This is a genomic window from Rhizobium sp. IY2 (assembly GCF_047532935.1).
In the GTDB taxonomy this organism is placed as follows: domain Bacteria; phylum Pseudomonadota; class Alphaproteobacteria; order Rhizobiales; family Rhizobiaceae; genus Rhizobium; species Rhizobium anhuiense.
Genome location: NZ_JBLKNU010000001.1, coordinates 557,945 through 569,760 on the forward strand (window position 1 = coordinate 557,945; position 11,816 = coordinate 569,760).

The window sequence follows — 11,816 nt, forward strand, 5'->3', positions numbered from 1 at the left end:
TGTCATTGGCATTGGACTAACCCAGAGCGCCCGTTGATGGCGAATAGGTGATGGCACCGTAGCTGTCTGCAAGTGCCGGGCCGGTGCCGGCGAGGGCAGTCAAAACCGCAATCGATGCAGAAATCCGTTTCATGAAATGCTCCCGCCCCGGAACCGGTGAATGTCGTCCGGGACGAATTATTCGGAGCCTGCGGGAGCATGTCAGCGGCCTAAGTCACTGGCAATCGCCTCCGGGGCCGCAAGAGGGGTGGTTGTCCGCATATTTCTTGGCCGGCCATCTTTTCCTGCGGCTTCTGCTGGTTAAGGTACTCCCCGCAACCGGATCCTTCCCATGTCGCTTCGCCTCGCCACCTTCAATGTCGAAAATCTCCTGACCCGTTTCGATTTCACCGGCTTCCGCAATCAGCTGCGCCAGGACCGCGTCATCAAGCTTTTCCAAGTGTCGAGCGAGGGCGTCTACCAGCAACTCGAGCAGGCTCGGGTGATCGCTGCGACCGACGATACGCGGCAGATGACGGCGCTCGCGATCGCCGATGCGGATGCCGACATCCTCTGCCTGCAGGAAATCGACAACATGGCGGCTCTTCAGGCCTTTGAATACGGCTATCTCTTCCGCATGGTCGGAAACGGCTACCGGCAGAAATATCTGGTCGAGGGCAATGACAGCCGCGGCATCGATGTCGCGGTGCTGATGCGCGAGGAAACGCGCGACGGCCAGAAGATCGAGCTCAGGGACATCCGCAGCCATGCAATGACGACCTATCGCGATCTCGATCTGTTCGACGAGGAACTGGGGCTCACCAACCGCATCGACGACAAGATCTTCAAGCGCGATTGCCTGGAGCTCGACCTTCTGATCGGCGGCCGGCCGTTTTCGCTCTATGTCGTGCATTTCAAGTCGATGGGCAATCCGCGCGACGGGCTGGACGGGCGGCAATCGACCATGCCGATCCGCCGTGCCGAGGCGCGCGCGGTGCGCCGTATCATCGAGGATCGTTTCGGTGCGGATCACGCGGGCACCAAGAGCTTCGCCATCTGCGGCGACATGAATGATTATCAGGAGCGCGTCGACGTCATCGGCCGGCGGGGCGCCGGCTATCGTTTCGAGCATCAGGACGAGGCCGAAAGCGCGCTCGACGTTTTCAGCCGCGACGGCTTTGCCGAAAACGTCGTACGCCGCCGCGCGGCGCTGGACCGCTGGACGCTCTATCATGCGCGCGGGCCGCAGGAGCAGTGGCTCTGCCAGCTCGACTATCTCTGGCTTTCACCAGCGCTCGCCGCCCATAATGCCGGTCGCCTGCCCGAAATCATCCGCAGCGGCCAGCCCTACCGCACCATCTTCCCGCCAGGGCAGGAGGTGGAGCGTTATCCGCGCACCGGTTGGGACAGGCCGAAGGCGTCCGATCATTGCCCCGTCGTCATGACACTGGATCTCCCCTGAAAGCGAACATGAAAACGAATTTGAACATGAATTTCACCAACGCCAATTTCTCCGATGATTTCGCCGGCTGGCCGCCGTCGGCGACGGTCTTCCCGATTGCCGGCGTGGATCTGCGCGTCCTGCCCGGCCCCCATCCCCTCGTCGCCACCGAAGAAGCGGCGATTCGAGAGAACTGGGCACGAGAGACCGCTGCCAACCCGGCGCTATTCGACGGGCGCATGGTGTTCCAGCGACTGATATCGCTCAGCGAAGACGGGATTGTGGGCGAGGGCCATGTTATTCCCTTTTCCGCGTTCATGTGGTGGCGCCGGCAGCCGCAGCGTCAGGGCGGCATTCACGTCTTCGCCTATCCGGTGCTGGAAAGCTCCGACGGCGCGCTGGTGGCGATCCGCATGGGCGCCCATACCGCCAATCCCGGCCAGGTCTATTTCGCCGCCGGTTCGCTCGAACCGGAGGATATCGTCGACAACAGCTGCGACATCGAGGCAAACATGCGCCGCGAGGTCCACGAAGAGACCGGGCTCGATCTTGCCGATGCCGTCGCGGGGCAGGGACTGTTCGCCACCCATAACAAGCGCACGGTAACGCTGCTGCGGCTCTTCCGCTTCGAGATGACGGCGGACGAGATGATCGAGCAGATCGAGCGCCACATGCTGGTCGCCGACGACCAGGAGATCGCGGGCGCCGTGGCCATCCGCTCGGCTGATCCCTCGGCCTATCCCTATAACATCGCCATGCTGCCGGTGATCGACTGGTATTTCGGCAAGGCCGGCGCATAGGCGATCAGTTCGTCCGCGTCACGCCACACCAATCAGCCCTCATCCAGAGGTGCTCCGGAAGGGGCCTCGAAGGAAGAGGGCGGTGGTTCGTGCCTCCCATGAGATTCGAAGCCGATGCCTGGAACCGTATTGGGCGACGCTTCAGGATATTATTTGGGGATCCTGTTATAGAAGGACTGGGGATCGTAGACGCATTCGTAGTCGAGAAGGCAAAGCTTGCCGTTGGCATCCCTTACCCTGGCGGTGTCGTACTTGTCGCCCAGATTGCACCTGGCCGGCGGATAACGGAAGCTGCGGCCGCCAAAGCCCATGCGCACAAAAACAGCCTTGTCCTTCCTGATGATCTGCGCAAGCTCCTCGCAGCTGTGATCGCGGGCATTGACCTCCACCGCCTCGACGGCAAGGGCTGCGGACGGAAACAGCAATGCGACGGCTAGAACAGTGCTTTTCATGGAAACTCCTGCATGTGAGAAAGAGGCGGCTGGCGCAATCAGAGTGTTAGAGCGTCCTTTGTGCGTCCGAAAGGACGAACGGCGCTCTAGGGGAAATTATAGGGCGATGCCGGGTCGAAGACGCAGGCATAGTCGAGAATGCACTGTTTCCCCTTAGCATCGCGAAAACTGGTGGTGGTGCGTTTGTCGCCCATGCTGCATTGGGCGGGCGGATAGCGGAAGCTGCGGCCGCCAAAGCCGACGCGGACAAAGACCTTTTTATTCTGACGGATGATCTGCGCAAGCTCGCCGCAGCTGTGATCGCCCGCATTGACCTCCGTTGCACCGGCGGCAAAGGCCGGCAAGGGCAGAGACAAGGCGACGGCCAAAATAACGCTTCTCATGCACCCCTCCCGTCTGTGAGAGGGAGATAGGGCGCGCGGATCGCGGCGGCCAGCCTTGAGGGCAAGACGAACCATGCCGCCGGCGTCCAGAACGGTTCCCGGCAGGCCGGAAAATCCGGCCTGAATTCAGAAACATCAATCTTTTCAAGAGATTTGGTGGGTGATGTAGGGCTCGAACCTACGACCCGCTGATTAAGAGTCAGCTGCTCTACCAACTGAGCTAATCACCCGTTCGCGCTTGGCTGCGCGGTGTGACGGGGCGTATAAACAGGATCGGCAGGCTTGTCCAGCGCATAGGCGAAATTTCTTTGGTTAATCGCGAAGATTTTTCGGCATGGCTGAAATGCAGCGCATAACCCCGAAAATCGGAAGCGATTTTCGGAAAGGATTATGCGCCGATTCAAAGTGATAGGGCGCGTCCTGGCGGACGCGCGGCGCTCCGGTGAAATCAGAGGTCGAGCGTGCCGCTGGCCAGCCGCACCGCCTGGCCGCCGATGCGCGCGTTGGAGATCGTCCCGCCGTCGACATCGATATGAAGGTGGATAAAGGATGGACGATCCATCTCGACGCCCTGCTCGATCATGATTGGATGATGTCCGTCCGTCAGCCGGTCGAAATGGTGGATCGCTCCGGAGAGCGCCGCCGCTGCCGCCCCGGTAGCCGGGTCTTCGACGATGCCCATGCCGCTTGCAAACATGCGCGCATGGAACTTCGCCACGTGGTTGACGCCGCCGCGACAATAGACATAGGCCGAGGCGAGCGCACCGTCGACGAAAGGCACGATCTTTTCCCAGAGCTGCGGATCGAATTCCACCCGCTGCGCGGCTCCGACATCGTGCACCGGAATGAGCAGGAAGGGGACACCGGCGCTCCAGACCGATGGGACATGATTTTCGAAGCCGATTTCGGTCACCTTCAGCGACAGCGCATCGGCAATGCCGAGCTTGTCGAGCGGCATGATGGCCGGCTGCGACTTACGCGGCAGGTCAAATTCGGCAAAGCTCGCTTCGCCCTCCCTCAGTCGCACCGCACAGCGCACTGGCCCGACATTTTCCTCGAGTACCGAGACGAGATCGCGGGTCGTCGCGCCATGAGCCCGCTCGGCCAGCGCCACCGCCGTGCCGACCGTCGGATGGCCGGCAAAGGGCAGCTCGCGCCCCGGCGTGAATATCCTCAGCCGCGCTGCATAGGCGGGGTTGCTCGAAGGCTGCACGAACACCGTCTCGGAGAGATTAAGCTCCCGGGTGATCGCCTGCATCGCCTCGTCGCTGAGATCGTCTCCGTCGAAGATCACCGCCAGCGGGTTGCCCGCAAGCTTTCGATCGGTGAACACGTCATAGACGCTGTAGCTTCGCGCCACATCAGCCTCCTTGAATCGTCATCGCGCCGCCAACCTGCCCGACCAAGCGGTCGAGTGCAAGGCGCTAGCGCATCGGCCCGAAAATCGGAATCGATTTTCGGAAAGCACGATGCGTAAATTCAAGGTGTTAGAGCGTCCATTGTGCGTTCGAAAGCACGCATGGCGCTTTAGGTCGGCCTGGAGCGCCGCGACAATCGCTTTCGATTTTCGGGTAGCGCTTTGGCAGGAGCAGGCATGACTGCCCCATTCGGCATCGATGACGAGGTCAAGAAAAAGGCCGGGCGAAACTCGCACCGACCTTCCTCGATCAGTCTCGATAACGGCTGCCAGTACATCCGTGGTCAGCCGTTAGAGACAGATATGATATCCCTTAAGTAGGGTTTGCTTACTAATCTTCAAGAGCCCACAGCGGTCAGGAAGCCGGCATCCGGCCGGCTTCCTTTGGCCGAGCAGCGGTTACTGCTGGGCAGGGGCAGCCGGCGGAGTGGCCGGTGCCGGTGCCGGTGCGGGCGTTGCGCTGTTGTCGGTCGGAGCGATCGGCTTGGCCGGCGCCGGCTCGGATTGGGTCGTGGAGGCTGTCGTATCCGGCGATGTGCCGGGGGTGCTCCACTGCGAATAGGCGAATGCAGCGACAGCGATCACGGCCAATGCAGCGACCCAGACAACCCACGTATTATTGTTGCGCGCGCTCGGCGTGGTGCGCAGATCCAAATTTGGGTTCAGGGGGCGGTTGGGGTCGTTGGCATTATTGGGGTCGTACGTCATGGTACTTTCTCCTCTTTCGGTGACAGAAGAATGCCGAAGTGGGCATTTTGTTCCGTTCTGGGCCGAAGCGCCTATGTTGATTGAGTTTTCGTCCTCTTCATTCTTGTCCCGGAGGACGAGATGCCGGCCGATCGGGTGCCCTGCGGACAGCAGCCGCCGCGACCCAATGCCCTTGACATGGCGGGGGCACTTTTGCATGGTTTTCCCATGGGGTCGCGATCACCCCACGAGGCGTCATGCTGAAGAATCGCGTCCAACAGAACCGATCAACGGAGGGACGCGTCATGCCGTCATTTCTCGAAATTTCTCCCGACAAGCTCAGCCGCCTCATCGGAACTCCCGGTGCGCCTTGCATTATCGACGTTCGCACGAAGGAGGACTTCGGGCTCGATCCGCGCCTGGTGCCGGGCTCGATCCGGCGCGACCATACCGAGGTAGCGTCCTGGGCCGGCAGCGTCGATGCCGATTCCGTCGTCGTGGTCTGCCAGAAGGGCAGCAAGCTCAGCCATGGCGTTGCAGCCTACCTGCGCCATGCCGGTATCGATGCCGAGAGCCTCGAGGGCGGCTTCGAAGCCTGGATCGCAGGCGGACCGGCGGTCCCCTGGGAAAAGCTGCCGCGCCGCGACGCGGAGGGACGGACTGTCTGGGTAACGCGGGCGCGGCCGAAGATCGACCGCATCGCCTGCCCCTGGCTGATCCGGCGCTTCGTCGATCCGAGCGCTGTCTTCCTGTTCGTGCCGGCGCCGGAGGTTGTCACAGTCGGAGAACGCTTTGGGGCGGCGCCCTTCGATATCGAAGATGTGTTCTGGAGCCACCGCGGCGAATTCTGCACTTTTGACGTCATGGTCGAGGAGTTCGGACTGGCGTCGGAACCGCTTCTGCGTCTGGCGCGGATCGTCAGGGCGGCGGATACCGCAAGGCCCGACCTCGCGCCCGAGGCGCCTGGCCTGCTTGCCGCATCACTCGGCCTCTCCAGGATGTATTCCGACGATCTGGAGCAGTTGGAAGCCGGGATGCTGCTCTACGACGCCTTCTTCCGCTGGTGCCGCGATGCGACCGAGGAAACCCACAACTGGCCAGCGCCGAAGAAGAGGGCATGAGATGGCCGAGATGACGGATGCTGCATCCGGCGGCAAAATGGCGGGGGAGGACGCGAATGGGGCGCATCATCACGGCGTCTCGTTTGGTGACGCCTTCAGGGTGTGGCTGCGCGTCGCCGCCTTGAGCTTCGGCGGTCCCGCCGGCCAGATCGCCGTCATGCACCGGATCATTGTCGACGAGAAGCGATGGATCGGCGAGCATCGTTTTCTGCATGCGCTGAATTATTGCATGCTGCTTCCCGGACCCGAGGCGCAGCAGCTCGCCGTCTATATCGGCTGGCTGATGCACCGGACAGCGGGTGGTCTCGTCGCCGGCTTGCTGTTCGTGCTGCCGGGGTTTCTATCGATCCTCTGTCTCAGCTATATCTATGCCGCTTACGGTAACGTCGCCATCGTCGCCGGTCTGTTTTTCGGGCTGAAGGCGGCGGTGCTCGCCGTCGTCGTGCAGGCGGTCATCCGCATCGGCAGCCGCGCGCTGAGGAATAACGTCATGGTCGCTATTGCGGCCGCGGCCTTTATCGCCATCTTCTTTCTCCATATGCCATTCCCGCTGATCGTGCTCGCGGCCGGCATCGCCGGCTTTGTCGGCGGCAGGTTCGGGCTTGCCGCCTTCCGGACGGGCGGTGGCCACAAGGCCGGAAGCGGTCCGGTGCTGTCGGATGCCGAGTCGGCGCTCGGCGAGGGCATACCGGCGCATGCGCGCCCTAATCTTGCCTGGTCGCTGCGCATGTCGGCCGCGCTGCTCGCCCTCTGGCTCGCTCCGCTCGCCGTGCTCTACGCAACCTTCGGTGCCGACAGTGTCTTTACCCAAATCGGCCTGTTCTTCAGCAAGATGGCGGTCGTCACCTTCGGCGGCGCCTATGCCGTGTTGGCCTATGTCGCGCAGGAGGCCGTGCAGCATTTCGGCTGGCTGAAACCCGGCGAGATGCTGGATGGTCTCGGCATGGCCGAGACGACCCCGGGGCCGCTGATCATGGTCGTGCAGTTCGTCGGTTTCATGGGCGCCTACCGCGATCCAGGAGCACTGAACCCGATGCTTGCTGCCACGCTTGCGGCGATGCTGACGACGTGGGTCACCTTCGTGCCCTGTTTCCTCTGGATCTTCCTCGGCGCGCCCTTCATCGAGAAACTGCGCGGCAACATCGCGCTTGCCGGCGCGATGTCGGCCATAACGGCGGCGGTCGTCGGGGTCATTCTCAACCTCGCCATCTGGTTTGCCCTGCACACGCTGTTTGCCGAGGTCGCGACCGTCGGCCTTGGCGGCTTGCGGCTCGATATCCCCGTGCTGCAATCGGCTGTGCCGGCGGCTATGGCGCTGTCGGCCGCTGCTGCCGTCGCCATCTTCCGCTTCAAGGCTTCCGTGATCGCGACGCTGCTCGCCTGTGCTGTTGCAGGGATGATCTGGACGCTGGCGGTGAACTAGAGCCGTGCGTCCTTTCGGACGCACAAAGGACGCTCTAATACTTCAGACCTCCGCATCGTGCGGGACGATCCGCTAGACTAGGCTTCCGCCCCATCCGCGGGAATGCGCGTGGCGAGCATCTTGTCGATGCGCATGCCGTCCATGTCGAGCACTTCGAAGCGCCAGCCGTCGAAGAGAAAGGTTTCGCCGGCTTCGGGGATGTGCTGGAGCTGATGCAGCGCGAAGCCCGCAAGCGTATGGAAATCGGCATCCGGACGATCGCGCAGGCCCAGCCGTTCGAAGGCGTCGAAGGCCGGCATCATCGCATCGATCAAGAGCGAGCCGTCTTCCCTGACGACGATGTCGGGCTCTTCATCGGATCCCGGCAGGTCGCCGGCGATGGCTTCGAGCAGATCGGTCTGGGTGACGATGCCTTCGAGGCTGCCATATTCGTCGATGACGATGGCGAGGCGAACGGGCGAGGCCTTGAAACTGTCGAGCACGCGGACGACCGAGGTGCCCTCATGCAGCACCAGCGGCTGCTTGATCACCTCCATCGGCCGGACCTTGCCGCCGTCCAGAACCTGGTCGAGAAGGTCCTTTTTCAACACCATGCCGATCGGTTCGTCGATCGAGCCACGCGCGACCAGCAACTGCTCATGGCCGCATTCGCGGATGGTCTTCAGGATCTCGGCGTCGCTGTCGTCGGCGTCGAACCATTCGATATCGAGACGCGGGGTCATGATGTCGGAGATCGGTCTGTCGCCGATGTTGAACACCCGCTCGACCAGTTGCTGCTGCACCTGGTTGAGAAGGCCGGCCTCCTGGCTCTCGGCGACCAGCAGCTTGAGCTCCTGCGGCGAATGGAACGACGATTCGCCGGTTCCGGCGCGAAGACCCACACCGCGCAGCACGAGGTTGCCCATGCCGTTCAGGGCAAAAATCGCCGGCTTGAACAGCAAGAGGAAGAACCCGAGCGGACGCACCACAGCAAGCGAGGTGGCCTCGCTGCGCTGAAGCGCCAGGCTTTTCGGCGCGAGCTCGCCGAGCACGATGTGCAGCGCCGTGATGATGACGAAGGCAATGACGATGGCGACGGTATGCGCGCCTGTCGCCGCCCATTGCCCGGGCAGCCAGGACAGCAGAGGCTCGATCAGGTGCGCAAGCGCCGGCTCGCCGACCCAGCCAAGGGCGAGCGACGAAATGGTGATGCCGAGCTGAGTGGCTGCGAGGTTGGCATCGAGATTGTCGACGGCGCGCTGAAGTGCGGAGGCATTCATGCGGCCTGCCGCGGCAAGTTCCGTGACACGGCTGCGCCGCACCGACACCAAGGCGAATTCGGCGGCGACGAAGAAGCCATTGGCGGCCACGAGAAGCAACACGGCTAGTATCCCGACATAGTCGAAGAGCCCGCCCGCGGATTCGGACATGTTTCCCTACCTCTGAATTGATGCGAGTCCGAAACTACACGCTCGGACAGAGGTAGCAAGGCGCAGCCGCATTCTTGCTGCACGCGATGTGGATGTCGGGTTGCCGTCATCGGGTGACCGCTGCCGCGTCATCTCTTCGGTGCTTCGAAGAGTTCGATCGGGTTTCCGGCCGGGTCTTCGAGGAGGATTTGCTTGCCGCCCATGCCCTGCACGATCTCGTTGCGAAAACGCGCGCCGGCCTGGCGCAGCGTGGCGACTTCGGCTTCCAGATCCGCGACTTCGATCTGGATGCGATTCCATCCGCCGGGCTCGGGCTTTCGTCCGTCTGGCATCGCCTGAGACGCTCCGCCCGGTCCCGTCACGCCGCTGACGAGCAGACGAAAGCCGTCCCTGGTGAGGATGGCGAAGCTGGGCGCGGGATGAAGCGCGATCGAGAAGCCGAGATGTCTCGTGTAAAATTCCAACGCGACGTCGACGTCGTCGACGATATAGCGCACGCTGATGCCGGGCATGATTTCCTCCACTGTCTCTAGAGCGATCCCGCACGACAGTCCCGACGGCGCCAAGCGCTCGTTCGGAGGCAGGGACACGCTGCATTATTTGAATCTGCGCCCAATTCTTCCGAAAATCGAATCCGATCTTTTGGGGCTATGCAGCGATTGTGCCGTGTCGGGTAAAACGGCTCTTCGTCATAGTGTATAAGACTAACCTAAAATATTAGCCGCAACCCACAGCCATCGGATTCTATTACGAAAATTTAATTTATATTTCAGTTTCGGTTCATCTTTTCAGCCCTAGTTTGTTCCCGTGCCAACACGAGGAACCCGACATGAAAAAGATTTTTGCAGCTCTTCTTTCCGCCTCCTTTCTTCTGTCTCCGATGATTGTCTCCCAGGCCAGTGCTGACGATTATCGCCGTCCGCCTGTCGTGCAGAAGCGGGTGATCGTTGAGAAGAAGGTCATCCGGCCGCATTGGAAAAAGGGATACCGCGTCAATGCCAGCGAGCGTCGCCGGTTCTCCGATGTCAACGACTACCGCCGCTATCGGCTGGCGCCTCCGCCGCGCGGTTATCGCTGGGTCCGCGCTGACAATGACTACCTGTTGATCAGCGTCACCAGCGGCATCATCTCCAGCATCATTACCGTCCGTTGATCGCAGATGGATGAGGAAAGAGGACGGATTTGGCTGCCCTCCTTCCAACTGAGGGCAATGAGTATCGATAGGTATCCTCGCTCTCTCCGTCAGTCCTGCGACAGGCGCAGGTGAGGGAGGGGTTGCTCTCGCCGGTGATCGGTTAATCCTGCCGGCGCAAAGGCATTACCCGGTCAGCGATGATGCCGAGAAATCCCTTCGGTTTGCGGGTTTCAGTCTCAGGGTCCGGTGGATACGTCAGCGGATGAAGTCCTTCGATTGTTGGCAAGGGATCGCATTCCTGGCAGATGCAGCGGTAGGATTTGATCGCCGTCGCTTTCATGCTGCCTGCCGGCTCCAACTGGCGAAGGGATCAGGCAGTTTGCGCCAGCGTTCCGGTGCAAACACCGTGGTGTCGACCAGACAGGCGTCGAGTTCCTTCCTAATCCAGGCTTCGTCCATCGGATCGGCGCCGATGAAAACGATTTCCTGGCGGCGGTCGCCCCAGACCGGGTCGAGATAGGGGCCGATGGCGCGCATGAAGCCTGGCTCTTCGGGCCATTGTTCGCGGGGTACGGCCGCCCACCACAGACCCATTTTGCCGGTACGAACGATCGCGCCCGCCTGGCTGATCTCGCCGACATGATGCGGCCGGGTCGCCAGCCAGAAGAAGCCCTTGGCGCGCACCACGCCCGGCCAGCTTCTGTCGAGGAAGGCTTGCAGCTTTGCCGGATGGAAGGGCCGTTTTTCGCGATAGACGAAGGAGCGGATGCCGTATTCCTCGGTCTCCGGCACGTGATCGCGGAAGCCGTGCAGCTCCTTGTACCAGAGTGGATGGGTCTCGGCCTTGTCGATGTCGAAGCGGCCGGTGCCGAGCATTTCGTTCAGCTCCACCCTGCCGAAATCCGCCTCGATCAGCTTGGCATCGGGGTTGAGGCCGGTGACGATCTTGCGGGCGGCGTCGCGCTCTTCCTCGCTGGCCGTGCCGACCTTGTTCAGCACCACGACATCGGCGAATTCGATCTGCTCGACCAGCAGGTCGACGATGGTCCTGTTGTCGCCGTCACCCGCCGTTTCGCCGCGGTCGGCGAGGAAATCGGCTGAGGCATAATCGGCAAGCAGGTTGGCGGCGTCGACGACGGTCACCATGGTGTCGAGCCTTGCGACGTCGGAAAGGCTTTGGCCGTTCTCATCTCGAAATTCGAAGGTGGTGGCGACGGGCAGGGGCTCGGCAATGCCGGTGGATTCAATCAGGAGGTAATCGAAGCGGCCCTGGTCGGCGAGCTGGCGCACCTCGTTCAACAGGTCGTCGCGCAGTGTGCAGCAGATGCAGCCGTTGGTCATTTCGACAAGCTGCTCCTCGGTGCGGGAGAGATTGGCGCCGCCGTCGCGCACCAGCGCCGCGTCGATATTCACCTCGCTCATGTCGTTGACGATGACGGCGACGCGCAAACCTTCGCGATTGGCGAGCACATGGTTGAGCAGCGTCGTCTTGCCGGCGCCGAGGAAGCCTGAAAGCACGGTGACGGGAAGTCTATTGTCCATAGGAACCTCATCGAATTATTAATGTTA

13 protein-coding genes and 1 tRNA gene are annotated in these 11,816 nt (G+C 61.9%); 5 read left to right on the forward strand and 9 right to left on the reverse strand.

Translation table 11 applies throughout. The features are described from left to right. The first annotated feature begins 331 nt into the window (after positions 1 to 331). Positions 332 to 1,441 (forward strand): endonuclease/exonuclease/phosphatase family protein, encoded by a 1,110-nt coding sequence (locus ACMUVN_RS02645; RefSeq protein WP_063474652.1) that lies wholly within the window; start codon positions 332 to 334, stop codon positions 1,439 to 1,441. A gap of 8 nt (positions 1,442 to 1,449) precedes the next feature. Next, complete coding sequence (locus ACMUVN_RS02650) at positions 1,450 to 2,220, forward strand: NUDIX hydrolase (protein ID WP_063474653.1); 771 nt, start codon at positions 1,450 to 1,452, stop codon at positions 2,218 to 2,220. 149 nt (positions 2,221 to 2,369) lie between these two features. On the opposite strand, the gene ACMUVN_RS02655 is transcribed toward ACMUVN_RS02650, so the two are convergent. From ACMUVN_RS02655 to ACMUVN_RS02675, 5 genes are all read right to left on the reverse strand, one after another. Then, a complete protein-coding gene (locus ACMUVN_RS02655; protein WP_097594224.1) occupies positions 2,370 to 2,672 on the reverse strand; it encodes a hypothetical protein in 303 nt (100 codons plus the stop codon). Positions 2,673 to 2,758: 86 nt separating this feature from the next. Continuing rightward, positions 2,759 to 3,055, reverse strand: coding sequence for a hypothetical protein (locus tag ACMUVN_RS02660; RefSeq protein WP_047610748.1), 297 nt, complete (start codon positions 3,053 to 3,055; stop codon positions 2,759 to 2,761). A 154-nt stretch (positions 3,056 to 3,209) separates the two neighbouring features. Further along, positions 3,210 to 3,285 (reverse strand) — tRNA-Lys (locus tag ACMUVN_RS02665). A gap of 218 nt (positions 3,286 to 3,503) precedes the next feature. After that, positions 3,504 to 4,415, reverse strand: a complete 912-nt coding sequence (locus tag ACMUVN_RS02670) for a PhzF family phenazine biosynthesis protein (protein ID WP_047610746.1) — start codon at positions 4,413 to 4,415, stop codon at positions 3,504 to 3,506. A 456-nt stretch (positions 4,416 to 4,871) separates the two neighbouring features. Next, positions 4,872 to 5,180 (reverse strand): hypothetical protein, encoded by a 309-nt coding sequence (locus ACMUVN_RS02675; protein ID WP_047610744.1) that lies wholly within the window; start codon positions 5,178 to 5,180, stop codon positions 4,872 to 4,874. A 284-nt stretch (positions 5,181 to 5,464) separates the two neighbouring features. Here ACMUVN_RS02675 and ACMUVN_RS02680 point away from each other — a divergent pair, with 284 nt between their 5' ends. Continuing rightward, the gene (locus ACMUVN_RS02680; protein WP_132572487.1) at positions 5,465 to 6,280 is read left to right on the forward strand and encodes a sulfurtransferase/chromate resistance protein; all 816 of its coding nucleotides are present in this window, start codon (positions 5,465 to 5,467) and stop codon (positions 6,278 to 6,280) included. 1 nt (position 6,281) lies between these two features. After that, positions 6,282 to 7,703 (forward strand): chromate efflux transporter, encoded by a 1,422-nt coding sequence (gene chrA, locus ACMUVN_RS02685; protein WP_132572484.1) that lies wholly within the window; start codon positions 6,282 to 6,284, stop codon positions 7,701 to 7,703. Positions 7,704 to 7,780: 77 nt separating this feature from the next. Here chrA and ACMUVN_RS02690 read toward each other — a convergent pair whose 3' ends face one another. Together ACMUVN_RS02690 and ACMUVN_RS02695 are read right to left on the reverse strand one after the other, a co-directional pair. Further along, on the reverse strand, positions 7,781 to 9,112 hold the full coding sequence (locus ACMUVN_RS02690; protein WP_063474657.1) for a hemolysin family protein: 1,332 nt from the start codon (positions 9,110 to 9,112) through the stop codon (positions 7,781 to 7,783). 128 nt (positions 9,113 to 9,240) lie between these two features. Continuing rightward, entirely contained in the window at positions 9,241 to 9,624 is a 384-nt protein-coding gene (locus ACMUVN_RS02695; protein ID WP_047611743.1) for a VOC family protein, read from the reverse strand. 317 nt (positions 9,625 to 9,941) lie between these two features. On the opposite strand from ACMUVN_RS02695, the gene ACMUVN_RS02700 reads away from it, so the two are divergent. Further along, positions 9,942 to 10,265: an RcnB family protein gene (locus tag ACMUVN_RS02700; RefSeq protein ID WP_097542201.1), complete on the forward strand. Its 324-nt coding sequence runs from the start codon at positions 9,942 to 9,944 to the stop codon at positions 10,263 to 10,265. Positions 10,266 to 10,407: 142 nt separating this feature from the next. Here ACMUVN_RS02700 and ACMUVN_RS02705 read toward each other — a convergent pair whose 3' ends face one another. Both ACMUVN_RS02705 and zigA read right to left on the reverse strand, forming a co-directional pair. Further along, entirely contained in the window at positions 10,408 to 10,587 is a 180-nt protein-coding gene (locus ACMUVN_RS02705; RefSeq protein ID WP_063474659.1) for a hypothetical protein, read from the reverse strand. Next, positions 10,584 to 11,789: a zinc metallochaperone GTPase ZigA gene (zigA, locus tag ACMUVN_RS02710; protein WP_132572481.1), complete on the reverse strand. Its 1,206-nt coding sequence runs from the start codon at positions 11,787 to 11,789 to the stop codon at positions 10,584 to 10,586. Before zigA ends, ACMUVN_RS02705 begins: the two co-directional genes overlap by 4 nt. Positions 11,790 to 11,816: the final 27 nt, after the last annotated feature.